23 protein-coding genes, 1 tRNA gene and 2 pseudogenes are annotated in these 24,798 nt (G+C 38.5%); 25 read left to right on the top strand and 1 reads right to left on the bottom strand.

The features are described from left to right. The first annotated feature begins 22 nt into the window (after positions 1-22). From CHL1_RS10750 to CHL1_RS10690, 14 genes and pseudogenes are all read left to right on the top strand, one after another. Positions 23-1,126, top strand: a complete 1,104-nt coding sequence (locus CHL1_RS10750) for a glycosyltransferase family 2 protein (protein ID WP_250932830.1) — start codon at positions 23-25, stop codon at positions 1,124-1,126. Positions 1,127-1,157: 31 nt separating this feature from the next. Beyond that, positions 1,158-3,023: a polysaccharide deacetylase family protein gene (locus tag CHL1_RS10745; RefSeq protein WP_250932828.1), complete on the top strand. Its 1,866-nt coding sequence runs from the start codon at positions 1,158-1,160 to the stop codon at positions 3,021-3,023. Between the two features lie 15 nt (positions 3,024-3,038). Then, positions 3,039-4,097: a glycosyl hydrolase family 18 protein gene (locus CHL1_RS10740; RefSeq protein ID WP_250932827.1), complete on the top strand. Its 1,059-nt coding sequence runs from the start codon at positions 3,039-3,041 to the stop codon at positions 4,095-4,097. Positions 4,098-4,179: 82 nt separating this feature from the next. Further along, positions 4,180-5,801, top strand: a pseudogene (aspS, locus tag CHL1_RS10735) (aspartate--tRNA ligase); the annotation flags it as partial. 3 nt (positions 5,802-5,804) lie between these two features. After that, positions 5,805-5,948, top strand: coding sequence for a hypothetical protein (locus CHL1_RS18520; protein WP_420840501.1), 144 nt, complete (start codon positions 5,805-5,807; stop codon positions 5,946-5,948). Next, complete coding sequence (locus CHL1_RS10725; RefSeq protein WP_250932821.1) at positions 5,948-6,418, top strand: SoxR reducing system RseC family protein; 471 nt, start codon at positions 5,948-5,950, stop codon at positions 6,416-6,418. Before CHL1_RS18520 ends, CHL1_RS10725 begins: the two co-directional genes overlap by 1 nt. A 129-nt stretch (positions 6,419-6,547) precedes the next feature. After that, positions 6,548-6,624 (top strand) — tRNA-Pro (locus CHL1_RS10720). Between the two features lie 20 nt (positions 6,625-6,644). Next, a complete protein-coding gene (locus tag CHL1_RS10715) occupies positions 6,645-7,880 on the top strand; it encodes a hypothetical protein (protein ID WP_250932819.1) in 1,236 nt (411 codons plus the stop codon). Positions 7,881-7,894: 14 nt separating this feature from the next. Next, on the top strand, positions 7,895-8,542 hold the full coding sequence (locus tag CHL1_RS10710) for a YggS family pyridoxal phosphate-dependent enzyme (protein ID WP_070371200.1): 648 nt from the start codon (positions 7,895-7,897) through the stop codon (positions 8,540-8,542). 10 nt (positions 8,543-8,552) lie between these two features. Next, a complete protein-coding gene (locus tag CHL1_RS10705; protein WP_250932817.1) occupies positions 8,553-8,759 on the top strand; it encodes a hypothetical protein in 207 nt (68 codons plus the stop codon). 2 nt (positions 8,760-8,761) lie between these two features. Next, the gene (locus CHL1_RS10700) at positions 8,762-9,040 is read left to right on the top strand and encodes a cell division protein SepF (protein ID WP_250932815.1); all 279 of its coding nucleotides are present in this window, start codon (positions 8,762-8,764) and stop codon (positions 9,038-9,040) included. Beyond that, positions 9,024-9,317 (top strand): YggT family protein, encoded by a 294-nt coding sequence (locus tag CHL1_RS18515; protein WP_414632384.1) that lies wholly within the window; start codon positions 9,024-9,026, stop codon positions 9,315-9,317. The genes CHL1_RS10700 and CHL1_RS18515 overlap by 17 nt, the downstream gene beginning before the upstream one ends. A 37-nt stretch (positions 9,318-9,354) precedes the next feature. Next, complete coding sequence (locus CHL1_RS10695) at positions 9,355-10,092, top strand: YlmH/Sll1252 family protein (protein WP_250932814.1); 738 nt, start codon at positions 9,355-9,357, stop codon at positions 10,090-10,092. 15 nt (positions 10,093-10,107) lie between these two features. Beyond that, positions 10,108-11,025, top strand: coding sequence for an RluA family pseudouridine synthase (locus CHL1_RS10690; protein ID WP_250932813.1), 918 nt, complete (start codon positions 10,108-10,110; stop codon positions 11,023-11,025). 2 nt (positions 11,026-11,027) lie between these two features. Here the strand turns inward: CHL1_RS10690 and CHL1_RS10685 are convergent, their stop codons facing one another. Next, positions 11,028-12,797: an Rqc2 family fibronectin-binding protein gene (locus CHL1_RS10685; RefSeq protein WP_250932811.1), complete on the bottom strand. Its 1,770-nt coding sequence runs from the start codon at positions 12,795-12,797 to the stop codon at positions 11,028-11,030. A gap of 338 nt (positions 12,798-13,135) precedes the next feature. On the opposite strand from CHL1_RS10685, the gene CHL1_RS10680 reads away from it, so the two are divergent. From CHL1_RS10680 to pknB, 11 genes and pseudogenes are all read left to right on the top strand, one after another. Beyond that, positions 13,136-14,014 carry a YicC/YloC family endoribonuclease gene (locus CHL1_RS10680; RefSeq protein WP_084633611.1) on the top strand — a complete coding sequence of 293 codons (879 nt, stop codon included), beginning with the start codon at positions 13,136-13,138 and terminating at the stop codon, positions 14,012-14,014. Positions 14,015-14,031: 17 nt separating this feature from the next. Next, a complete protein-coding gene (gene gmk / locus CHL1_RS10675; RefSeq protein WP_175440931.1) occupies positions 14,032-14,703 on the top strand; it encodes a guanylate kinase in 672 nt (223 codons plus the stop codon). A gap of 2 nt (positions 14,704-14,705) precedes the next feature. Then, positions 14,706-14,999 carry a DNA-directed RNA polymerase subunit omega gene (rpoZ, locus tag CHL1_RS10670; protein ID WP_084633612.1) on the top strand — a complete coding sequence of 98 codons (294 nt, stop codon included), beginning with the start codon at positions 14,706-14,708 and terminating at the stop codon, positions 14,997-14,999. A 10-nt stretch (positions 15,000-15,009) separates the two neighbouring features. Then, positions 15,010-17,400 carry a replication restart helicase PriA gene (gene priA / locus CHL1_RS10665; RefSeq protein ID WP_276520381.1) on the top strand — a complete coding sequence of 797 codons (2,391 nt, stop codon included), beginning with the start codon at positions 15,010-15,012 and terminating at the stop codon, positions 17,398-17,400. A 35-nt stretch (positions 17,401-17,435) separates the two neighbouring features. Further along, a complete protein-coding gene (gene def, locus CHL1_RS10660; RefSeq protein ID WP_070371208.1) occupies positions 17,436-17,876 on the top strand; it encodes a peptide deformylase in 441 nt (146 codons plus the stop codon). Beyond that, on the top strand, positions 17,873-18,814 hold the full coding sequence (gene fmt, locus CHL1_RS10655) for a methionyl-tRNA formyltransferase (RefSeq protein ID WP_250932809.1): 942 nt from the start codon (positions 17,873-17,875) through the stop codon (positions 18,812-18,814). The genes def and fmt overlap by 4 nt, the downstream gene beginning before the upstream one ends. Before the next feature lie 57 nt (positions 18,815-18,871). Further along, positions 18,872-19,573: a zinc metallopeptidase gene (locus tag CHL1_RS10650; protein WP_070371209.1), complete on the top strand. Its 702-nt coding sequence runs from the start codon at positions 18,872-18,874 to the stop codon at positions 19,571-19,573. Beyond that, positions 19,570-20,909, top strand: a pseudogene (gene rsmB, locus CHL1_RS10640) (16S rRNA (cytosine(967)-C(5))-methyltransferase RsmB). The gene CHL1_RS10650 and the pseudogene rsmB overlap by 4 nt, the downstream one beginning before the upstream one ends. A gap of 169 nt (positions 20,910-21,078) precedes the next feature. Continuing rightward, positions 21,079-22,110, top strand: coding sequence for a dual-specificity RNA methyltransferase RlmN (rlmN, locus tag CHL1_RS10635; RefSeq protein ID WP_250932806.1), 1,032 nt, complete (start codon positions 21,079-21,081; stop codon positions 22,108-22,110). Beyond that, positions 22,107-22,853, top strand: a complete 747-nt coding sequence (locus CHL1_RS10630) for a Stp1/IreP family PP2C-type Ser/Thr phosphatase (RefSeq protein ID WP_250932804.1) — start codon at positions 22,107-22,109, stop codon at positions 22,851-22,853. The genes rlmN and CHL1_RS10630 overlap by 4 nt, the downstream gene beginning before the upstream one ends. Beyond that, complete coding sequence (gene pknB / locus CHL1_RS10625; protein ID WP_250932802.1) at positions 22,843-24,759, top strand: Stk1 family PASTA domain-containing Ser/Thr kinase; 1,917 nt, start codon at positions 22,843-22,845, stop codon at positions 24,757-24,759. Before CHL1_RS10630 ends, pknB begins: the two co-directional genes overlap by 11 nt. Positions 24,760-24,798 lie beyond the last annotated feature (39 nt).

Here is a 24,798-nt window from a genome sequence, read left to right as displayed (position 1 = left end):
GAAGTGGATTCAGAGATGTATATTGAGTTGTATTAATCAAGATTATCCAGCTGATAAACTTGAAGTAATTATTGTTGATGATTGCTCAAATGATCGATCAGTCGAAAAAATACATGAAATTGTTGAACTTTTATATCAGGAAGCAAATCGTTACAAAACGAAAGAACGTTTACAGTATGTTGTGCAAAAAGAGAATAAGGGTAAAAGAGATGCGTTGGCCTTAGGCGCTGAACTAGCTCAACATGAATTGCTGGTGTTTGTTGATTCAGATAGCTTTCTTGAGCCGTTTGCAATACGGAATATCGTACAGCCCTTTCAAGATCCCAAGATGGGTGGTGTCGCAGGGAGAACTGATGTTGCCAATACTTTTACCAATGAGCTGACAAAAATGCAGGCAGTACGATATTATATTTCTTTCAGAATTATGAAAGCAGCAGAAGCGTATTTTGATGCGGTTACATGTTTGTCGGGTCCTTTATCCTGTTATCGAAAAAAGATCGTCCTAGATAATAAAGATGAATGGCTTAATCAGACTTTCTTTGGGCAGAAAGCGACTTTTGGAGATGACCGAAGCATGACAAATTTTGTATTACAGCATCATCGGACTGGTTATCAGGACAGTGCTGTTTGTTCTACGATTGTTCCGAATCAGTATAATGTTTTTCTCAAACAACAGATGCGTTGGAAACGGTCGTGGTTACGAGAGTCACTGATTGCGGGATCTTTTATCTGGAAAAAAGAGCCGTTTATGTCGGTATTCTTTTATATGGGTCTGATAGTACCCATTGCGGCACCTATCGTTGTTATTTATAACCTGATATATATACCCATCGTCTTACGGGTATTTCCGACAACATTTTTTGTGGGGCTATTGATGATGGCTATGCTTATGAGTCTGATGCAGTTGTTTATGCGAAAAAGTACGACGTGGATATTTGGCCTGTTATTCTGCCTGTATTATGAAGTTGTGTTACTTTGGCAGATGCCAATTGCCTGGGTTACATTCTGGAAATCGACTTGGGGAACACGAATGACTCCTCAAGATATTGAAGAACAGCGAAAAAAAGACGAACATAGAGAAAAACGGGAAGCAAAAAAATTTACAGAAGAATTTTCTGATAATTAGTTAAACTTAAAGAAGATTGGTCAGGATCAAAATGAAAAATGATAAATTTTTGCAAAATAAGGATCGTAAAAAAATTCTGCGAAGTATTGTACAGATAATCGTACTAATCTCTGTGTTATTATTGATTGTTAACGCGACTTTTAATTTAAAAAAATACAATCAAAATCTGGCCAAACAAACAAATGTTGATAATGGCTTTATTGCCATTTCATATTTTGGAGTCGATCAGACCGGTGACGATACCTTAATTGGAACGGAACGACTAAATGAACAGCTTAGATCTCTTTATGAATCGGGTTATGTTACTATTACGCAACAGGACATTATCGATTATTACGCTGGTGTTAAAGATTTGCCGGATAAATCGCTGTTTCTAATTTTTGAAGATGGTCGGCGGGACACGGCAATATTTGCACAGGAAATCATGGAGCGCTATAATTTTAAGGCAACAATGCTCACATATGCGGACAAATTTGATAAAAACGATCCTAAATTTCTATCACCGGAAGATTTAATCCAGTTAGAAAAGAGCACCTTTTGGGAACTGGGAACAAACGGTTATCGACTCGAATATATCAATGTTTTTGATCGCTATAAGAATTTTCTTGGGCACATTGATACACTGAAATTTGCAGGAGTTGCGAGCTATCTTGGCAGAGACTATAACCATTATTTGATGGACTATATTCGTGATGAATACGGAATCCCGACTGAATCATACGACGAGATGACCGCGCGAATTAATGAAGATTACGATTTAATGAAAGCTATTTATTCAGAAGAAATAAATAAGCTACCAAAACTTTATATCCTGATGCACTCAAATACTGGTCAGTTTGCAACCAATAATAAGGTCAGTGAAATCAATGAACAGCGGATTAAAGATTTATTCGAAATTAATTTCAATCGAGAGGGTAATGCGGAAAATAATCATGATTCAACCGTCTATGACCTGTCTCGACTCCAACCGCAATCTTACTGGTCAGCCAATCATCTTTTGATGAAAATTCAGGCCGATACCAACCAGAACGTCAAATTTGTTTCAGGTAATACTAAGCAGAAATCTAAATGGGAGACAATAACGGGGGAGAGTGAATTCAAAGGTGAGCAGATTATTCTCACTTCTTTACCAGAAGGAACCGGCTTAGTTCAGTTAAAGGATCATGTATCTTTGAAAAACTTTGATCTTTCAATGAGCTTGAAAGGGAATAAATACGGTGTTCAAAAGGCTTTGCTAAGGTCAGCTGCAGACATGAGTAACAATTTATCTGTAGAAGTTGCGAATAATCAAGTGATCGTAAAAGAAAAAGAAAATGGAGTTGAGGTCGTATTATCCGTTACAGATCTCAACTCAGTCGATGGATTCGAAGTCAATTCAATTGATCAGGATAAAAAGAATGCCGAAATTGCAGAACTTAAAACCAATATTCAATATGCTAAGAGTATTGAGGAAGCCTCGATGCTGACAAATAGCTTAAACCAAAAGCTTCAGGAAGATGCTAAATCGATTGATGACGGTTCGCAGCTTTATGCACCTACGATTGACATCCGTGAAAGTGGGAATCGCTTTCTAGAGATTTCTTTATATGAAGACAGCCTGTCTATCAGGATTGACAACAAACTGATCGTTGATCGATTAACGGTAAAGAATACTGCTGAAGGAGCAGTATTCCTGGAGTCGGCATGGGGAGGATATGGTTACAGCCAGAGAAATTTGACAGATGATGTTTATGACGGTGTGTTTGAAAAAATTGTTATCACCGAAAACAATTCGGTTTTTAGCGAAGAAAGTGGAACCGTCATCTATGATAATTGCCTACATGGCAGAGAACTATTTTTTTTCAGAATCAAAGAGATTTGGAAAAACACATTAAACTGGTTCATCAAAACACTTTAAATACAGGAGCTACTAGTGAATAGTCGATTTTATATCTTAATAGGAACAATTATTTTAATGCCGATACTCATTTTAGCGTGTAATAAGGCGGAAATTAATCCGATTAAAGCACAGAAAGAGTTAACGACAGAAAATGAAAATAATCAGAATAATAACACTTTATTGGCATGGACTGTGTATTGGGACACTGAAGGTGGACGGGAAGAACTGTTAAACACCGAAAAGCTAAATGAAGTATCTTTTTTTGCAGCGTACTTTAATGAAGAAAATCAAATCATCATGCCATCGAAAATTGAAGAGTTGCACAAGCAGATGCTTTCAGATGTGAATTATGGTGAGCGTACCGAATATCTTACAATTGTCAATGATAAAGTATTATCAAATGGCAGTTCTTCATTAAAGGATCAGGAATTACTGGAAGCTCTATTTCAAAACGAGATGATCAGGAAAAAACATATCGATGAGTTGATCAGTTTGGCAAAATCTAATGGATACGAAGGCTTAGAAATTGACTATGAACGGATTAGATCAAATGATGAGTTGTGGAACTTGTTTTTGATCTTTACTGAAGAACTATGGGCTGTTTGTGAAGTTGAAGAGCTTAAACTGAGAATTGTCTTGGAACCATCAACACCCTTTGAAAAAATTGCGTTTCCTGAAGGCCCGGAATACGTAATGATGTGTTACAATTTATATGGATCTCATAGTGAACCGGGTCCGAAGGCAGACTATCAATTTCTTGAGCAGTTAATTGAGAAAATGGACGCTGTACCCGGTAAAAAGAGCTACGCCCTGGCTACCGGTGGGTTTGATTGGCGTTCAGATGATAAAGTTACCGCAGTAACAGAAAAACAGGCACAAACCTTACTTGTTGAATCAGGGAAAAGTGCTGAACGAGATGAAAATAGTGGCAGTTTATATTTTAGTTATGAGGATCAAAACAAGGTTCAGCATCAAATCTGGTTTGCTGATGCCACCACACTCAAAGGGTGGATTGACGTAATAAATGCAAATGGTGAGGATAGTATATCAATCTGGAGATTAGGTGGAAATGTTAGCTTGGACTCTTTATGATAATCCTTGACATCCTCACAACATCTTCATTATAATATAAAGGTTAAGAAGATAATAAATCACTATATACATTGGAGGTAGAATGAATACTTATTATAGAAATACCATGTGTGGAGAATTAACAGCAAGCAATGTTGGGCAGGTTGTTGAATTGGCAGGCTGGGCAGATAATCGTCGAAATCTTGGTGGGGTACTTTTTATCGATTTAAGAGACCGCTCCGGAAAAATTCAGCTGGTGGTCAACGAAGAAAAACCAGAAGCTTTTGAAATTGCAGAAAAGGTCAGAAATGAGTATGTCTTATCGGTTAAAGGTAAGGTTGTTTTACGAAGCCTGGAAAATGTTAATCAAAATATCCTAACAGGTGAAATCGAAGTTGAAATTATTGAATTAAAAATTCTGGATTCATCGGAAACACCACCAATTTATATCGAAGACAATGATCAGACCAATGAAGCGGTACGACTCAAATATCGTTACCTTGATCTGAGAAAACCGAAATTCCAGAAAATTCTAAGAACACGGCACCAAGCAGCTGCCATTGCCAGAAATTTTTTAAATGAGAAGGGTTTTCTGGAAGTCGAAACACCAATGCTGGCTAAACCGACTCCTGAGGGAGCCCGAGATTTTCTGGTGCCATCCCGGGTACAAAAAGGAAAGTTCTTTGGATTGCCGCAGTCACCTCAGTTATACAAACAAATCTTAATGATTTCTGGCGTTGACCGTTATTATCAGATTGCCAAATGTTTCCGTGATGAAGATTTAAGACAGGATCGCCAGCCGGAGTTTACCCAAATCGATATGGAGATGTCGTTTATTGACAAAGACGATATTATTGCCATTAACGAAGAAATGATTGCAAAGATTATGAAAGAAGTAAAAGGCGTCGATGTTCAAACGCCAATGGTAAGAATGACCTATCAGGAAGCGATGGATCAATATGGTTCGGACAAGCCAGATACCCGATTTGACTTAAAATTGATTGACTTATCAGAAATTGTTGAAAATTCTGAATTTAAAGTTTTTTCGAGTGCCGTGAAAAAGGGTGGCAGTGTTCGTGCTATCAACGCTAAAGGGGCGCAGGCTAAATTAAGTAAAAAAGGCATTAAAGGACTTGAAAATTTTGCTAAGATTTATAAGGCCAAAGGTTTAGCCTGGATCGACGTATCCGAAGACGAAATGAAATCACCAATCCTGAAGTTCATTTCAGAAGAAGAAAAAACCGCAATTTTTGAAAAAACTGATGCAAAACCAGGGGATTTAATCTTTATTATCGCCGACACCAACGAAATTGTCTGTAATGCTCTGGGTCAATTACGACTGGAACTGGCACGTAAATTGGAATATGATTTAAAAGACCAGTATAATTTTCTCTGGGTAACGGATTTTCCATTATTGGAATATGACCCGGAAGCAGGCCGTTATACCGCTAAACACCACCCCTTTACCATGCCACTGGAAGAAGACTTGCAGTATCTGGAAACCGATCTGCTAAAGGTTCGGGCGGATGCTTATGATATGGTCGTAAACGGGGTCGAACTGGGGGGGGGAGTATTCGTATCCATAACCAGGAAATCCAGGAAAAAGTATTCACAGCGTTGGGCTTTACTCAGGAATCAGCCTGGGAGCAATTCGGATTTTTATTGGAAGCTCTTAAATATGGAACACCACCACATGGTGGGCTGGCCTTTGGTTTGGATCGTCTGGTGATGTTGCTTACCGATAATGATAATATTCGTGACGTCATTGCTTTCCCGAAAACTCAAAATCATGGTTGTCTGATGATGGATGCACCAGCGAGTGCGAGTCTGGATCAACTCATCGATTTGGGTATCTCTGTGGATGAATTGTAATGAAAGAAATAGGAACAATTAGATCACTTCGGGGAAATAATGCAGAAGTTGAAATAAAACGGAATTCAGCTTGTGGTGACTGTGGTGCCTGTCACATCAGCAAAGATCAGTCAGTAATGCTAACGACTGCCAAGAATTCAATCAATGCCAAAATCGGTGAAACGGTAGAGGTTGAAATGCAATTTGTCAATGTCTTTGTTGCCGCATTTATCATGTATGGAATACCGCTTGTTGCCTTTATTTTAGGAAGTAGCGTGACATATTATGTGATTGGTAGCTTCAAATTAGGGTTGGATCAAGTGCTGGTCTCTTTTTTGACAGGAATCTGTCTAACGGCCATCGCCTATCTGGCAATCCGTCACTTTGATCGTCAGGGACGATTTAACAGCAAGTATCAACCCGTGATCATTGCTGTTATCGATAATGCTGAGATTAAATCGACCCCTATGGAAAAACGAATGGGTAATTAATTACGAAAGAGGTATCTGCGGTTTTTAACGCAGATACCTTAAATATTGATGTATTTTTGTTGGTTTAAACAAAATAAATAAAAAAAAGCTTGATTAATCCCCCGTGATTCATTATAATATATTTACTGTCTGGGTGTAGCGCAGCTTGGTAGCGCGCTTGACTGGGGGTCAAGAGGCCGGAGGTTCAAATCCTCTCACTCAGACCATTTTTTATTAAGGTGAAAATATGGGTCAAATTAAAAGAAAAAATAATAGACGAGTCAATTCTTTAAGAAAAATTGTTGTTGGCATCGTTTTTTTTATTGTAGCAATAATTATTATTTCCAGTTACCGGGGTAATATGAGCATGCTGCTCGAAAAAAAAGAGTATACTGAATCGTATAAAACAGAGATGTATTTTTTCAAAGATGTTGATTATCGAACGCTCGATAATTTCCAGGCCAGTGATTTATCGCTGATGGAAGGGGAAAAAGCCAATGGTTATAAACCGTTGACAAATTCGCCGAAGGTTATTAATACGGAATATTTAAATCAACAAATTGCCGTGATTGACACGATCATTAAAGAAGAGTATTATAACAACTGGAGCCGGATCGTGGGCGATATGGTTACGAATTATCAAGGTATTTCGAGCATTACCAACCAGATCGGTGAAACAGAGCGGGAACGAAAAAAATTTCTGATTGAATCAGTGCAATACATGGGACTAGATTTAGCCGCCCTTCAACAAAAACGGCAAACGCTGGTTGGCCTGCTTGGTGGTCAACCGAGAAACATTGCCTTGAATGAGCTCGGATTACTTTCGAGTGGCTATGTTTATACATCGATCCAACCAGTTGAAAAAGCGTTAAGTGAAAGCATGCTCCCCTATATTAATACCACTTTTTTAAAAACCGCCAGTAAAGTTGATCAGCAATCCGAAGGACTTTTAAAGGTTGTAAATAATGACCACATTTATGTCGCCTTTTCCATGCCAAGTGACATGGCCATTATGGGCGAAGCTGAGGTTGAGGCCTTAAAGACTGAATTGATGGGGACTACCGACAGTGGGATTAATCAAGATTACTATGAGTTTTTAATTAAAAGAGTTGATCAGCTTTATTATTTTCCTAAGCTTAGATTTAAATTTGATGATCAGGTATATTCCGGTTATTTTGTTGATGTTATTGATGAAGGCGGTCAAAAGATCGTTGTACTGATGCTCAAAGATTATGTCAATGATTTTGCAAAAGTTGTTATTGGTAAATCTGACGTTTATATTCAGGACTACAGTGCTTATGAAATACCTAAAAGTGCAGTATACACAATTGGCGATGAGACATTGATCGACACCGTAACAAAAGGTTATTTTAGTGATTCATTTCCGGTTGTTGTGGAAAAGTATAATAATGGCTATGCTGTTTTGAGAACCGATGAGAATCCGAATTTAAGCAGTGGTATGCGGATTAGTATTTATCCCTAAGGATGTGAAACAAAGTGATTTCAGAAAACATAAAACGGATCAAATCAGAAATACCCGAAGATGTTACGCTAGTTGCGGTGACAAAATATCAAAGTCTGGAAGCAACCCAGGCGGTTTTAGAAGCTGGCATTTTTGACCTTGGCGAAAGTAAGGTTCAGGATTTTCTTAAAAAATACGAGGTTCTGGGCGATCAGCCACGTTGGCATTTTATTGGACATTTGCAAAAAAATAAGGTAAAATATTTAATTGGTAAAACCTTTCTGATCCATTCTGTCGATTCAATCGAGTTGATGGATGTCATTGAAAAGGAAGGAAAAAAACAGGGAATTGTTACCGATGTTTTACTCCAGTTAAATTTAGCTCGAGAAGACAGTAAATCTGGAATTCTCGAAGAAAATCTGCAAACGGTATTGAATGAGTTGTCCGGATATCAGTTTATCCGGATCAAAGGTCTGATGGCAATGGGTCCTTTAACTCAAAATAATGACAAAATACGTGAGATTTTTGTGGATTTAAAAAGAATTTATGATAAAATAAAAGAGGAATCTGTGGGTGAGGTTATTCAAATGAATTATCTTTCCATGGGTATGACTGATGATTATACCATTGCAATAGAAGAGGGCTCCAATATGATTAGAGTTGGACGCAAAATATTTAGTTAGGAGAGATACGATGGCAGCAGAAAAATTTAAGGATAAAATTATTAAGGTTTTTGGCATGGAAGTAGACAATGAGGATGGTTACGACGAAATTTACGAGGAAGATGTATATGATGACGATGTTGAAGATACAAAAAGTGCCTTCACAGCGCCAAAAGCAAAAAAACAACAACTTCAAGACGAAGTGAACTATCCCTCGATGACGGTCCAGAAGTCTTAGTGTTGGAACCTGAAGTTTTTAAAGATGCACCAAGTATCTGCAATAAAATAAGAAATAACAAAACAGTTGTATTGAATTTAAAAAACACTGATTATGAAAATGGTCGTAAAATATTTGATTTTTTAAGTGGAGCATTATTTGCACTAGACGGTTCAATTAATAAAATTGCAGACAATGTATTTATTTTAGCTCCAAAAGCGGTGGCGGTGTTGACTAATCCACAGCATGATGATTTGGATTTCAATGCGCCGATTTTAGAGTGGGATGAGGATATGGAATAGGTCGTTTATGATCCAAGGAATTCTCATTCAAGCCGGTAATCTATTATTTGAATTGATCACACTATTAATTTTTGTCAACATTATATTTAGTTGGGTGAGACCCAATCCAGATAATATTTTTGTAAAGACGATTTATGGTTTAACGGAGCCCATTTTATCGCCGTTGCGACGATTTACAATCATTGGACCATTGGATTTATCAGCCTTTGCTGCAATACTATTAATGCAGATCGTATTGTTTCCGCTTTATAAAATGGTCGTCATGTTAATATTTTAGAGTTATATTCAGATATCAAGTATTAAGGGGATGTCTAATGACAGAAAAAAAAGATACTTTTTTATTATCACGTATTACTGATGCGTGTTGTAAAAATTTCGAACCCCGATTCTTTGATTTTTTTGATGAAGTGTTTCAACAAAAAATAGCGGACACCATTAAGCATAATGGTGTCCCTTATCTATTTTTTGGAGGACACCCGGATGCTGAGCGCAAAATGTTATGCATTTATCCGGATTATCTATCTTCAGAGGATCTGGAATGGCCTATCTTCGCCATTGAATTCGAAAAAGTGATACCAATTGATCACCGCAATGTCTTGGGTGAACTCATGCATTTGGGAATAACCAGGGAAAGTATTGGTGATATTGATGTTGGTGAGAAAAAAACACAAATTATTTTGCATCAGCGACTACAGGAGTTCATGTGGATCAATTTCAATCAGATTAAAGGACGTGAGATACGAACGAAAATAAAGACTGGTGAGCAAATCGAAAGCTTTGAAAAGAACTACAAACGCATGTCTGTGGTGGTTGCATCGAACCGAATGGATGGGATCATTAATAAAATATGGGGTTTTTCCAGACAGAATAGTCTTGTTTTAATCAAACAAGGTAAACTGCGTGTGAACTACGTGGAGATCTATAAAAATGATTTTCGGCTAAAATCTGGTGATGTTCTGTCGCTAAGAGGTAAAGGAAAGGCTAAAATCATCAGTATGGATGAGCGGACAAAAAAAGGTAATATCCGTTTAGAAGTGGATCGATATATATAAATTGTGGAGGGTATTATGACAAAAGAACATAATGAGTATATTGTGCCAGAAGAAACCGATCAGCGACTGGATTATTTTTGTTGTACGTTGTCCGGTGATTATTCAAGAGAATATATTAAACGATTGATTACGGCAGGGGATGTTTTGGTCAATGGGCAAAAAAAGAAAGCCAGCTATCATGTTAAAGCAGGTGAGATCATCACCTTGATGATTCCCGAGCCAGTTGGCTGTCATATGCAAGCAGAAGATATTCCGCTTGCCATTATCTATGAAGATGAGGATGTATTGGTAGTAAATAAGCCCCAGGGGATGGTTGTTCACCCAGCCCCTGGCAATAGTAGCGGCACGCTTGTAAATGGATTGTTATTTCATACTGAAAATTTATCAAAGATTAACGGGGTGATGCGTCCGGGAATCGTTCACCGGATTGACAAAGATACATCTGGGCTATTGATGATTGCGAAAAATAATGCGACACATCGAAATTTATCTGAACAACTCAAGGAGCATACTATTCTCAGACGATATTATGGTCTGGTTAAAGGAAATGTCAAACCCAATCGTGGAACGGTAGATATGCCCATAGGCAGGCATGAGCAACTTCGTATAAAAATGGCGGTAGTGGAAAAAAATTCAAAAACGGCCATTACCCATTTTGAAGTGATAAAACGTTATGCCCAATACACCCTTCTTCGATTTGAACTGGAAACCGGGCGGACCCACCAAATTCGGGTGCATATGGAAAAGATCGGTCATCCATTGGCAGGAGATCCATTGTATGGGAAAGGAGACAAGAATAATCCGTTTAAAACAGAAGGGCAATGTCTCCACGCTCATACATTAGGTTTTATACATCCGAAAACGAATGAACGCTTGGTTTTCAGTACACCAGTTCCGCCAGCGTTTAAAGAAATCCTAAAAAAACTAAAATAGGTTTAATTGGCATCAGTAATGACTTCCATCGACTCAACGCCATCCTGGGAGGGGGTTACATACATGGTATTTTGATTGGTAAAAATAACCATACCCGGTTTTGCCTTACTGGGCTTTTTTAGGTACTTAAATTCAAGATAATCAACTGGAACATTACTTGAACCTCTTGATTTACTATACCAGGCAGCCAAATTGCCAGCTTCAAGTAAAGTTTTCTCGGTGATAAAGCGGCCACCAGCAACAATCAATACATGAGAACCAGGGGCATCTTTGACATGAAGCCAGCAATCTTCATTTTTCCCCATTTTAGTGGATATAAAGTCATTCTGATAATTATTCTTACCAACAAAAATATGGAAACCTTCAGATGAAATATAATGCAAGGGTTTGGAAGGTAGCTGTTTCTGCTTATCTTCCTTGGAGATTGCTTTTTTGTTAAATTCAGAGTGGAGAAATTCATGGCGGATTTCATCCAATTCAGCTAATTCAGTAGACTGATCCAAACTATTGACGAGGCTTTCCAAATAATAGATTTTTTCTTCCGTTTCCAATACATAGCTGGCCAAATGTTTAAGCGCAGTTTTACTTTTATTGTATTTTTTATAGTAGTGTTGAGCATTTTGTGCGGGTGTACGATTGACTTTCAAGGGAATATCAATGGTCTGACAGTCAGGATCGTAGTAGTTGACGAGGGATGCTACTTCCTGGCCTTTTTCGATGGCATAAATATTGGCGGTGATCAAATCGCCATATAGTTTGAATTTTTCGTTTTTATGAGATGCATCGACATCCTGTTGAAGGTTGTCAAGCTTTTTAATGTTTTTTCTAACCAGAATATCAAGTTGCTGGCGTAGATTGGCTGCCCGGGTTTTAAAGCGGAGGGCTTTGTCCCGCATAAAATAATATGCTTCGAGCATCTCTGAAATGGACGGATATGCTTCGTAGCGATGCTCAGATCGTAGATAGTGAAGGTCTACAGTTGAAAAATCCACCATTTTACGTCCAAGGTAAATAATGACTGGTTCAGATTTTTGCCTGATTTCGTTGATGATTTGAGTGAACGCTTCACACAGAAATTGCTTTTGTTTTTTGGAGAGATCAGTCACATTGGCTTGAGGATCAATACCGCTTCTGAAAGCAATTTCTCGACTAATGTTGGGGCTGATACCTAGTAAAGCCTGAACAAAGAATTTTTCCACTGAAGAATCCTTATAATCGCTCAGCAATTCATTCAAATGATTTGCGTCAAGATTGAGAAAGCTGAGACGGCTATTTTCTGGAGGGTAAACATAATCACGACCAGGAAGAATTTGGCGGTAGCGACTGGACGTTGAACCGACTTTTTTTAATGAATCAAGAATCTTCATCGATTCATCAACCAGGATAATATTACTGTTTCTACCCATTATTTCAACAAGAAGTTTGCGAATAACAATTTCATTAAAATCATTTTTTGAGGTAACTGAAATTTCCATGATTCGGTCAGTTTCATGTTGTGTTATATCAATAATCGTCCCATTAAGAAGATATTTTCTTAATACCATGCAGAAACTGGGCGCTGCACTTGGATTTTCTTTAATCTTTTCAGTCATGTATACTCGCGGGTTGCTCGCATTTGCAGAAAGTAAGAGATGTTTTTTTTGATTTCCCAGGTTGACTAAAAGTCGAATTTCATCAATTTCGGGTTGGTAGATTTTTCGTATACGACCTCCAATTAAGAGGGTTTTAAATTCTTTTATTAAGTGATATAGGGTAACGCCATCATAAGCCATAAAATGCTCCTTTCAAATCGTCAGTTCAATATAGAATGATTTTATCATGTTCTTCAAGGATGATAAAGGGTTAAAAAAAACAATGAATAAGGAATGATTAAGATAAGTAACGCCAATTTCAATAAAGTGTTCAATAAGTAGGGAATCGTTGACTTTTTCATTGAAATTCGATATAGTGTATAAATTAGGTAAGGATGAGCTGAGTTTCAGAATGCGTTAGTATCTAATAATCTTGCAGGTTCAAATGAAAACCAAATTACAAAAGCTGTTGCCTGGTATTTCGCTTAACTGGTCATGTGGAATTTGCCAGGTGGATTTAATGGAAATGGAGAAACATCATGAAAAGTATGACGGGCTTTGGGCGGAAAGATTATCGCGATGAGGAAGTCGATTGTTCAATTGAGATTAAGACAATTAACCATCGATTCAGAGATTTTTTTATAAAAATTCCAAAAACCCTCAATCCAATCGAAGAAAAAATCAGAAATACTGTTTCACAAAGCATTGCAAGAGGACGAGTTGAAATATTTATAAAATATTCGGAATTGGGCACAAAAAATCGTCGGATCGTTTTCAATCGAGATTTAGCCCAAAACTATATTTCGGTACTTAACGAAATTCGCCGACTTGATTCAATGATTGGGGATGATCTGAGCTTATCTTTGATTTCAAAGTTTCCGGATGTCATTATGGTTGAAGAAGACATTGATGATTATGAAAGCATCTGGTCAAAAATAAAACCGGTTTTAGAAAAAACATTGGAAGAAGTTGAAGATAGCCGAAAACGTGAAGGAAATGCATTGAAACTCGATGTAGTAAATCGTTGCTGTATTGTTCGAAATTATGTCGAAAATATTCGAGAAAAAAGTCCGGATATGCTGGAACGATATAAAAATGAACTTCGAGAAAAGATTTCCTCCTATGTTGAATCGGTGGAAATAGATGAAAAACGTTTATTGACTGAGGTCGCTCTGATGACGGATAAATTGAATATTGATGAGGAGTTAACCCGACTGCAAAGCCATTTAGACCGATTAGAAGGGATGGTTGAAGAAACCGAACCAGTAGGAAGAAAACTGGATTTTCTGATACAGGAAGTAAATCGGGAAATCAATACCATTGGTTCAAAAGCCAGCGACTTAGCTATTGCTAATATTGTGGTTGATGTTAAAAGTGAGATTGAAAAAATAAGAGAACAAATACAAAATATTGAGTAGGGGTGTTAAATAAATCTATGAGTGATTGTCCAGTAATAAACACAGAATTAAAAGAAGAACAATTAACCGAGCCGTTTTTCGAGCGAGAAAAAGGGATTCTCATTGTAATATCAGGACCATCCTGTGCTGGCAAGGGAAGTGTTTGTAAGATTATTTGTCGAAAAAACCCGGATCTTCGGCTGTCAATTTCTGAAACAACGCGTCAGCCCAGAAATAGTGAGAAGCATGGACGGGAATATTTTTATATCTCCAAAGAAAGCTTTGAAGAAAGAATAAAAAAGGGACAATACCTGGAATATGCAACAGTTTATGAGAACTACTATGGAACACCAAAAGATTACGTAGAAAACTTATTGGAATCCGGCTTTGATGTGATTCTGGAAATTGATATTCAGGGTGCTGCAAAGGTGCGAACCAACTATAAAGAAGGGATTTATATTTTTATTGTACCGCCATCCATGCAGGAACTTAGACGTCGCATCGAAGAGCGGGGAACAGAAAGCAAAGAACAAATGGAAATGCGTTTGAATTGTGCATACGAAGAAATGAAAAATGCGGATGACTATAGTTATATTGTCATAAATGATGACTTAAACGACGCCGCTCAGCGGGTACAAAGTATTATTACGGCTGAAAAATGCCGAACGGAACGATTGAAAAATAAAATTGAAGATATACTTGGGAGGTAACAATGCGATATCCAGCATTAAATGATTTGATTAGCAAGGCAGAAAACAAATATTCTTTGGTTTTGGCAACAGCAAAACGAGCAAGGGAAATAGTGGATGGAGATGAACCACTGGTAAAAATTAAAATCGATAATCCGGTCACCATTGCAACAAACGAGATTGCCGAAGAAATGATCCACTGCGTCCATAAGACAGCTGAACCAGAGTCGTTACAACATTTTGAGATGGTTAACGAATCACATTCAACCTTATTAAAAAGTGGCGAAACAGAAGAGCTGCCAACAATAATCGAATAGGATTCAAACTGTGAAAATAGCCGAAGTTTTTTTAAACCAGACAAACAAACGAATCGATCATGCTTATGATTATCGTGTTCCAGTGCATCTGGAATCGGTAACTCAGGAGGGGATTCGGGTGGTTGTTCAGTTTGGTATCGGAAATCGGCGGGTTGAAGCTTTTATCACAAAAATCAAAGAAACAACAGATTACTCCGGAAAAATCAAAGAAATTATAGAAAATATCGACATGGAGCCAATATTAAATAGAGAACAAATAGAATTGTGTCTTTGGATGAAGACTGTCTATTGTTCTTTATTTTATGAGGCCCTTTCGTATTTTACGATGGCAGTTCAAATCAAGCAAGAAATAAATTACTACCGGAATGATGAAAAACATGACTTGGATTTGAAGCAAAACTGGTTTATTGATCATTATTTTGACGATGCGAATGAAGTCCTCCCATTAAAGAAAGTTAAGCCTGAAGATCGCATTATTTTAGCAGAACTGATTAAAAAGAAGGCTGTGTACTCTAAAAAAAGCTGGAAAAAAATAAGCGACCCAGAGAGCAGAAAAAAGTCGATCCAATCGAGCTATCATCTTACTGCTATGGGGCGGGAGGCTTTAAAGCAGGATAAAAAATTTGGAAAAAAGCAGTGCGAGTTAATGGAGTATCTACTCCGTAGCGATATGAAGGGTGAAGATTTAAAAATAATTACAGCCCAGTATAAAAAAAGTCTCGAGCCTTTAATAAAAAAAGGATATGTTTGTGTTAATAAGACAGCATCACAAGAGCAGCCTCTCAATCTGAGTGCTGCAGGCTATGAACATCAATCAGTTATCTTAACACACAACGAACAGCGCAGTTACAACCAATACCAGGCATTAACGAAACAAACTTCCGGGGTTTTTTTTCACGTTTTTGACGCAGTGAGTAAATATCGCTTGTTTTTCAAGGCAATCGAAGATCAATTAAAAGCGAATCGCTCATCGGTTGTCATCTTTCCAGAAATCAATATGACATTTCAAAGAATGGAAATGTTCTATAAATACTTTGGAAACAAGGTTGGCGTTTTTCACGGGCAGCTCAGCCCGAAGCAACGAAATGAATTGTATCTGCGGATTCGATCTGGGGAAATAAAGGTGATAATTGGGGTTCGTTCAGCGGTGTTTCTACCGTATGTTAATCTCGGCTTGATCATTATTGACGATGAGCATGATTCGTCTCATAACAGCATTTCGATGCCTCAATTTCATATCACTGATATCGCTAAAAAAGCGAGTGAAATAATGGGGGCTTTTTATATTATTGCAGACAATATCCCGAGGGTCGCCACGTGGTATCGAATTGAAAAAAAAGAGCTGGCAGTCATTCAAATTGGTGAAGAGCCACGATTCCGCCATGCCATTGAAATCATCGATATGCAAAAAGAAATGCACCAGGGCAATATGGGAATATTGAGCAGAACGCTGCTTCGATATCTCCAATCGGGCATTGAACAAAAGAGAATGAGTGTACTGTTTATCAATAACTTAGGCTATGCAAACAGCATTCTATGCAGAAAATGTGGTCATGTTGAAAAATGCCCTCATTGCGGTGTTTCGTTAAAATATTTAAATCACGATCATTCACTTCTATGTCATTACTGTGGATATAAGAAGGCTGTTCCAGTGCTATGTTCGGAATGTGGTAGCGACAAAGTCAGACACATGGGCTACGGTATTGATCAATTGGAAGAGTATCTTAAAAAGGTTTTTTCAGGTGTCCGGATCGCTACCGTACAAGGAAATATGAAACGATCTGACATTAAAAAAATTAATAAGAGCATTGCCAGTGGTGAATTTGATATTTTAATCGGAACCCAGGTTATTAATAAACATTTTAATTTATCCAATATAAGCGTTGCGGCAGCCGTTCTTATTGATCGAGATCTTAATCAGGGGAACTATCAGGCTTCGGAAAATGTCTATCAGATGTATAGCCGATTTTTTGCTAAAGCCATGGATAACAAAACAAAAGGAGTGATTCAAACCAACGAACCAGAAAATGATACAATCTACTCGATCAAGAATGAGAGTTTTCTGGAGTTTTATCGCAGCGAAATTCACTACCGTCAATTAATGCATTACCCGCCGACTGTTAAGATGATCAGTTTGAGTGTGTTTCATAAGAAAGAAAGTGAAGCCGAAAACGACTCAGTTCGGCTCTATGTTTCTATTAAGGAAGAACTAAAAGCATTTGGAATGGGACAGGCTGTTTATAAACCGGTGCGAATTGGTGTAACTAGAGGTGGTAACATCACCTACCAAATTGTCATAAAAACGGCTAAACAAAGTGTTTTTCAGAATTTAATGTCAAAAATTATCAGACTTGGTATAATAGAAGCACTTAAATCAAAAGTATCTATTCAGATTAACTAACAATTATTGTATTAAACATGAATCAGGAGGAAGAAATGGCAATTCGACAAATCAGGATCGATGATGATCCAATTCTCAGAAAAAAATCTCGAGTGATCGAGGAGATTGACGAAAAAATAAAAGTATTAAATGCTGACATGGTGGAAACCATGAATAAAGCTGAGGGGGTTGGTTTGGCAGCACCTCAGGTCGGGATCTTAAAACGTTTGTTTATTGTCGACGTTGGAGATGGACCAATGACCTTTATTAATCCTACCATCATCTCTACAGATGGAGAAGCAGAGGATGAAGAGGCCTGCCTCAGCCTTCCTGAACAATCGGGTTTGGTAAAACGGCCAGAATCACTCGTCGTTGAAGCAACCGATTTGGACGGCAAAGTTTTTCAGCTGTTTTGTTCGGATTTGCTGGCACGGGCTGTTTGCCATGAGCTCGATCACCTTGATGGGATCTTATTTACTGATCGTGTCGAAAAATGAAAAATATCAAAGTGATATTCATGGGTACCACAGATTTTGGTGTCCCAGCCCTGGAAAGCCTTGTTGCTGCGGGGTATGAGGTTCAAGCTGCTGTCTGCCAACCGGATCGACCAAATAAAAGGGGAAAGAAGGTTGAGATATTACCATTGAAAGCCAAGGCATTAGAGCTTGGTATTACAGTTCTACAGCCTGAAAAAATCAGGGATACCCAATTTGTAGAAGTATTGAAAAACTTTCAGTCGGACATCTTCGTTGTTGCTGCGTATGGACAGATTCTGTCCAGAGAAATTTTAGAAATACCGAACTATGGGGCATTAAATATTCATGGCTCGCTTTTACCGGATTATCGGGGTGCGGCACCAATTCAACGAGCGATCATTGATGGAAAGAAAAAAACTGGCGTCACCATTATGTTGATGAGCGAAGGGATGGACACCGGCGATATGTTGTCAAAAGCAGAATATCCGATTACGGAATCCACCACCTTTGCGGATCTTTATCGGAGTTTATCACTTTTGGGAGGGCACTTGCTAATTGAAACCATGGAAAAGTTTCTGGCGGGGGCATTAAAACCAGTTCCTCAAGATAATTCAGTGGCCACCTATGCCGAGAAGATACTTAAAGATACCGGGTACATCAATTGGCACAAAAGCAGCCGAGAAATACTGTATTTAATAAATGGTACTGATCCTGTGCCTGGAGCGTATATCGTATATAATGATGAAAAAATCAAATGTTTTTCTCCGGAGATCGTAATCTGGGAAGGTCATGAAAAGCCTGGAACGATTGTTATCGCCGATGATCGGGAGGGTCTTGTCATTAAAACCCAGGACGGTGCCTTAAGAATTGGATCAATTCAGGCGCCAGGAAAAAAGCGGTTGGAAGCCACTGTTTTTTTACGTGGGAGAAAGATGGCAATTGGAACTATTTTAAACTAGCCTAAGCAGATCTTTAGAAAATTGTGCTAGCATTACAAAAAGATCAGGAGGAATACAATGTTTATTTTAGACTATTATTGGACGATGCTGATACTTGTGCCGGGTATTATTTTTGCAGCTTATGCTCAGTATCAGGTAAGTAGCGCTTACAAGGCTTATAGCAAGGTGCCGACAAAAAATGGGATGACAGGGGCGGATGCTGCTCGACGTTTATTAAATGCTAATGGCTTAAATAGCGTTTCAATTGAAAATATAGCCGGGAATTTAACTGATCACTACGATCCGCGGAATAAAACCATGCGTTTATCATCTGGCGTTGGGCAACAGGCTAGCGTGGCCGCAGTTGGCATTGCCGCTCATGAAACTGGTCATGCTATTCAGGATAAAGAAGGGTACTGGCCGCTTAAGTTTCGAGGTTTCATTGTGCCAGTTACCGGTTTTGCAACGAATATTGCCTGGCCTATTTTTTTTATTGGCCTATTCTTTGGGCAAGCTTCTGGTTGGGGGACGATGTTTATGAATCTGGGTATTCTACTCTTTTCATTTAGCCTCTTGTTTACCGTGATCACCCTACCAGTAGAATTTAATGCCAGCAAACGTGCGATTGCTGCACTGGCTGAAAACAATCTGCTACAACCAGGCGAAGAGGTTGGTGTAAAAAAGGTTCTAAGAGCAGCGGCCCTCACCTATGTTGCGGCTGCGCTGATGTCTTTACTAACGTTAATTAGACTAATTATATTAAGAGGTTCAAGAGATTGAAAAACATTCGAAAATTGGCACTGGAAACCCTACTAAAAATTGACTACGATGGGGCTTATTCTAACTTGGAAATTAAGAGAACCCTGCAACGCTTCCCGATAAAAGATGATGATCGTCGACTATATCTTACTATTGTGTATGGCTGTCTTCAAAATCAGATCTACCTGGATTACTTGATTACGCAGCAAAGCAGTCGACCAGTAAAAAAGTTACACAAAGAGGTCAGTGAGATACTAAGAATCGCCATCTATCAACTTTATTTTTGGATAAAATTCCCAATTATGCAATTGTCAATGAAGCGGTCAATTTAGCTGCTGAAATCCAACCTCAGGCCAAGGGTTTTATTAATGGTGTGTTGCGAAACATCATGCGAAAAATCGATGAAAACGGAAGAGAATTCAAGTTTGAAAATTGGGACAATGAAAAAGAAGCGTTATCGATTCGCTATTCCGTACCGCTGTGGATTGTACATAAGTATTATGAAGCATATGGAGCGGAAAAGGCCGAAGCAATTATGCCGATGCTGAATGAAAAACCTCCCTTTACCGTACGTTGTAATACACTGAAAACATCAAAAGAACAACTGATTCAAGATTTGCAACAGGCTGGCGTTGAGGCATTATCTGCAAGTTTTTCAACAAATGCCATCAATGTGACAAACTTGGGAATTTTTGAGAGTAATATCGAAAATTCCCGCTTATACAGAGATGGTCATTTTTCGATTCAGGATCAGGCGGCGATGCTGACAGTGGAGCGATTGAATCCACAGCCAGGTGATCGGGTTTTGGATATGTGTGCAGCGCCCGGCGGTAAAACGACGTATATGAGCGAGATGATGAATAATACTGGGGAAATCGTTGGTCGCGATGTTTATGGCAGTCGGTTGAAACTGGTTGAACAAAGTGCAAGTCGGCTAGGTTGTACCAATATCAGACTAGAAGAACAGGACGGTTGTGAGTATTCGCCAATCGATGAAGCTTCATTTGATAAAATCTTATTGGATGCTCCCTGCACCGGACTTGGAGTCATCAGACGTAAACCAGAGATAAAATATCGTAGTACCAAGGAAGGACGTAAAGCACTTGTTAAAATTCAGAGTACCTTACTGGAAAATGCTGTTCGATATTTAAAACCCGGTGGGGAGCTACTCTATTCAACCTGTACCATTAATAAAGATGAAAATGAAAACCAAATCGGAAAGTTATTAATTAAATTTCCTCAGTTACAGATCATTCCCGATGAACATGGAAGTAACTATACTTATACAAGTCCGTTAATGGAAGGTAGTGACTGTTTTTTTATGTGTCGATTAAAAAAAATGGATGTTTACGAATAGATGGGGTCAAATGAGTGATATTTTGAAATAATGTCAAATTTGAACAAAAAAGAGCTAAAAAAGGAGAATTGAAAAAATTTGAATTTGATCGGTTCTTTTGATATAATAGATCAATCTATGTTAAACATCTCATTAGTGTAAGGTCTCTCTAATTGTATAGGAGTAAAACATGAAGGAAAATATTTTTGGCAGAGACATCCATGAGTGTGAAGCGCTCATGGTAAGTTTAGGTGAGGCCAAATATCGTGGGAAACAGTTATATCAATGGTTATATGAAAAAAAATGCGAAAAATTCAGTGAGATGACTAACTTTTCCAGTAGTTTGAGAAAAAAATTATCGGATCAGTATGATTTGTTACATAGTAAAATCGAAACCACGCAAGCTGATCCGCATGATGGTACAAAGAAATATTTGATTGAGTTGGAAGACCATCAATACATTGAAGCTGTGTTAATGCACTATGGACATGGTGCTTCGTTATGTGTGTCAACACAAGTTGGATGTAATATGGGTTGCAAATTCTGTGCTTCCACAAAGGGTGGAAAAATCAGAGATTTATGCGCTGGTGAAATACTGGATCAGATCTATTTAGTGGAAAAAAAGAAAAAACTGCGAATTTCAAATGTCGTAATTATGGGAATTGGCGAGCCACTTGAAAATTATCATGAAGTAATCAAATTTATTCGAATTGCAAATTCGGGGTTTGGAATCGGGCAACGAAAAATCAGTCTTTCTACCTGTGGGATTATTCCGGGAATTGAAGCTTTAGCAGAAGAAGATCTTCAGATAAATCTGGCTATTTCACTTCATTCAGTTTTTCCAGACCGTCGAAAGATATTAATGCCCATTGCCAAACGCTATGATTTTGAACCTCTGATGGATGCCTGCAAAGCTTATTTTACTAAGACGGGAAGACGTATCACCTATGAATATGCTCTAATTGATGGTTATAATGACCGGGATGAAGATATTGGAGAACTCATTAAACTACTCAAAGGAAGTCAAAACCACCTGAATTTAATTGGTTTGAATGAGATTCAAGAAACGTCTTTAAAAGAGAGTCCCCGAATGAATTATTTTCTTGGGGAGCTGACACGACATGGGATTAATGTTACGATGCGACGAAAAATGGGAAGAGAAATTGATGCTGCATGTGGTCAACTTCGAAAAAAAAGATATGAGGATAAGGTGAGTGTATGAAATGTGCCTACGGATCCAATGTTGGATCACTACGAAAGGTAAATCAAGATGCCTACTTGGCAGCAACCATAAAAAACGTTGATCGTATTTCTTATGTTTTTGCAGTTGCGGATGGCTTGGGAGGCCATCGCAGTGGAGAAATAGCCAGCAAAACAGCAGTGGATTTTATTAAAAACAATCTTTCCGGGATTAAAAATTACTTTGACCCGGAAGAAATGATGTCTTTTGTAAAATCCATTAATCTGGAACTAAAAAAAATAGGTGATGATGAACCCGCACGTTTGGGCATGGCAACCACCCTAACCATGTGTATCGTTGACGGGAATTATTTATGTATTTGCCATGTTGGCGACAGTCGAACTTATAGTATCACAGCCGACGAAATAATTCGATTAACAAAAGATCACTCGCTGGTTCAGATTCTGGTGGATGAAGGCAAGATAACTCAGGAAGAAGCCGAAATACATCCTCAAAAAAATGTTATTACCCGAGCACTAGGAACTGATAACTCTGTGAATGTGGATTTTTATCGATATGAAATAAACCCTCAAGCAACATATCTGATTTGTTCGGACGGGCTTTTTAATATGGTCTGTGATCAGGATATTAAGACCGTAGTTATGGAAAATAGTCTGGAAGATGCAGCAAAAAAACTCATCGATCTGGCAAACATAAACGGAGGCAAAGACAATATTACTGTCGTTTTATTCAAGCCTCTGGAAGGAGTGCCTAATGCTCAGTAGAACCTTAGGAAAACGTTATGAAATTGTCGAGCTGATCGGCCGTGGCGGTATGGCCTATGTATACAAAGCTCGGGATCTAAAACTAAATCGTTATGTGGCAGTTAAAGTGCTTCGTGAAGAGTATACTGAAAACGAACAGTTTATAAAAAAATTTGATCGGGAATCTCAGGCGGTAGCCTGTTTATCCCATCCCAATATAGTCGGTGTTTATGATGTTGGCGTCCAGGATAATATTTACTACATTATTATGGAATACGTTGATGGGATTACCCTGAAACAATATTTAATGCGAAAAGGGCGTTTGGACTATACCGAAGCAACCCGGTTTGTAATGGATATTTCCAATGCATTGCGCTGTGCTCACGAGAACAAAATCATTCATCGGGATATTAAACCTCATAATATTCTGTTAACTCGGGATCTGGTTCCCAAAGTTGCCGATTTTGGAATCGCTCGGGCGATTACCAGTTCGACGGTGACGATGACCAATCAAACCATGGGTTCGGTTCATTATATATCTCCGGAACAAGCCAAGGGCGGCTTTGTGGATGAACGCTCAGATCTTTATTCCCTGGGTATTTTATACTATGAATTATTAACGGGTAAGCTGCCCTTTGATGAAGAAAATACGGTGACAATTGCAATTAAGCACATCCAGGAAGAGATTGTCCCACCAAAATTATTGGAACCCAAAATACCAGAACGGGTCAATCAGATTGTCGTGAAACTGACTCAAAAGAAGCCCGACGAACGGTATCAGAATACTGACGAACTGATGGAAGATCTTGAGTCGGTATTGGAAAATATGAGTTTTGGAGCAGGTGACGGCAATCACCTCGGTAATGATACACACATTATCCGGGAGGGGCTTTTTCATGTTGAAAACACCGGTAGCCATGCAACGGTTCAGCCTGAAGAAGAAGATGATGATGACTATTATTATGAAACGCCAAAAGAAACGGCTGCCAGAAAGAAGAAACGTAAGATCATTCTGATTTCGGTTTTTGCAGCCGTAGCGATCATTGCTATGGGCGTTATGGCCTTTGCCTTCTTTTCAGGAAAGACGGTTGAGGTTCCAGACATAAAAGGCAAAACAACAGACGAGGCAAAAACGGCACTGGAAAAATTGGATCTGGTTTTGGAAGTTGAAAAAGAAGTTTATAACGCCGATGTCGAAGCGGGGCTAATCATTACTCAAAACCCGGAAAGCGGCAAGGAATTACAAAGTGGGAAGACCGTTAAGGTTACTGTCAGTAAAGGCGTAAAGACCGGAACGATCCCATCAGTTATTGGACTAAGTGAAACCGAAGCAGTAAAAGCGATCGAAGCGGCTAATTTTGTGGTCGGTGAAATAAAGCGTGAATACAACAGTAACTATAATGCTGAGATTGTCTTCCAAATGAATCCCAATGGCAACACAACGGCCAATGAAGGAACTAAAGTGACAATATATGTAAGCAAGGGTGAGGATCTGGTTACAGTACCCAGCGTTGTCGGTCAGACCGAAGCGGATGCCAAAAGCACCATCACAAATGCGGGGTTGACTGTTGGAACGATTACCCATGAAACCAGTACCGATTATGCTAAAGGCATGGTTATGAAACAGTCTCCTACTGATGGAAATCAAGTTTCGAAAGGCTCAGAAATAGCGATCGTGGTGAGTAGCGGTAAGGTCTCTACTCAGAAATTGACGATTGATTTAAGTGAATATATCCAAACCACACCGGCAAAATCAGTCAAGGTTAAGGTTGTATTAACTGCAGCAGATAAAACTGAGACAGTGATTTACGAGGGAACAAATATGTCAGACGATGTTTTTTCAGTTAATGTTGAGGGCGTTGGTCGAGAAACCTATGAAGTGTTTATCGATGGATCCAGTGTTGGGACAGGCTACATTGACTTTTGATTCGATGTGACTGCTAAAGACGTGTTTTTATAGTATTTA

Origin of the sequence: Acetobacterium wieringae, from assembly GCF_023700225.1 — a bacterium.
Lineage (GTDB): Bacteria > Bacillota > Clostridia > Eubacteriales > Eubacteriaceae > Acetobacterium > Acetobacterium wieringae.
This window is presented reverse-complemented; position numbering and strand designations above follow the sequence as displayed.

Coding starts and splice junctions, on each gene's coding strand:
- CHL1_RS10745 (WP_250932828.1), top strand. CDS start 1,158: ATGAAAAATGATAAATTTTTGCAAAATAAGGATCGTAAAAAAATTCTG.
- CHL1_RS18520 (WP_420840501.1), top strand. CDS start 5,805: ATGTTGCTTACCGATAATGATAATATTCGTGACGTCATTGCTTTCCCG.
- CHL1_RS10725 (WP_250932821.1), top strand. CDS start 5,948: ATGAAAGAAATAGGAACAATTAGATCACTTCGGGGAAATAATGCAGAA.
- CHL1_RS10715 (WP_250932819.1), top strand. CDS start 6,645: ATGGGTCAAATTAAAAGAAAAAATAATAGACGAGTCAATTCTTTAAGA.
- CHL1_RS10705 (WP_250932817.1), top strand. CDS start 8,553: ATGGCAGCAGAAAAATTTAAGGATAAAATTATTAAGGTTTTTGGCATG.
- CHL1_RS18515 (WP_414632384.1), top strand. CDS start 9,024: ATGAGGATATGGAATAGGTCGTTTATGATCCAAGGAATTCTCATTCAA.
- CHL1_RS10695 (WP_250932814.1), top strand. CDS start 9,355: ATGACAGAAAAAAAAGATACTTTTTTATTATCACGTATTACTGATGCG.
- CHL1_RS10690 (WP_250932813.1), top strand. CDS start 10,108: ATGACAAAAGAACATAATGAGTATATTGTGCCAGAAGAAACCGATCAG.
- CHL1_RS10685 (WP_250932811.1), bottom strand. CDS start 12,797: ATGGCTTATGATGGCGTTACCCTATATCACTTAATAAAAGAATTTAAA.
- CHL1_RS10680 (WP_084633611.1), top strand. CDS start 13,136: ATGAAAAGTATGACGGGCTTTGGGCGGAAAGATTATCGCGATGAGGAA.
- gmk (WP_175440931.1), top strand. CDS start 14,032: ATGAGTGATTGTCCAGTAATAAACACAGAATTAAAAGAAGAACAATTA.
- rpoZ (WP_084633612.1), top strand. CDS start 14,706: ATGCGATATCCAGCATTAAATGATTTGATTAGCAAGGCAGAAAACAAA.
- def (WP_070371208.1), top strand. CDS start 17,436: ATGGCAATTCGACAAATCAGGATCGATGATGATCCAATTCTCAGAAAA.
- fmt (WP_250932809.1), top strand. CDS start 17,873: ATGAAAAATATCAAAGTGATATTCATGGGTACCACAGATTTTGGTGTC.
- CHL1_RS10650 (WP_070371209.1), top strand. CDS start 18,872: ATGTTTATTTTAGACTATTATTGGACGATGCTGATACTTGTGCCGGGT.
- rlmN (WP_250932806.1), top strand. CDS start 21,079: ATGAAGGAAAATATTTTTGGCAGAGACATCCATGAGTGTGAAGCGCTC.
- CHL1_RS10630 (WP_250932804.1), top strand. CDS start 22,107: ATGAAATGTGCCTACGGATCCAATGTTGGATCACTACGAAAGGTAAAT.
- pknB (WP_250932802.1), top strand. CDS start 22,843: ATGCTCAGTAGAACCTTAGGAAAACGTTATGAAATTGTCGAGCTGATC.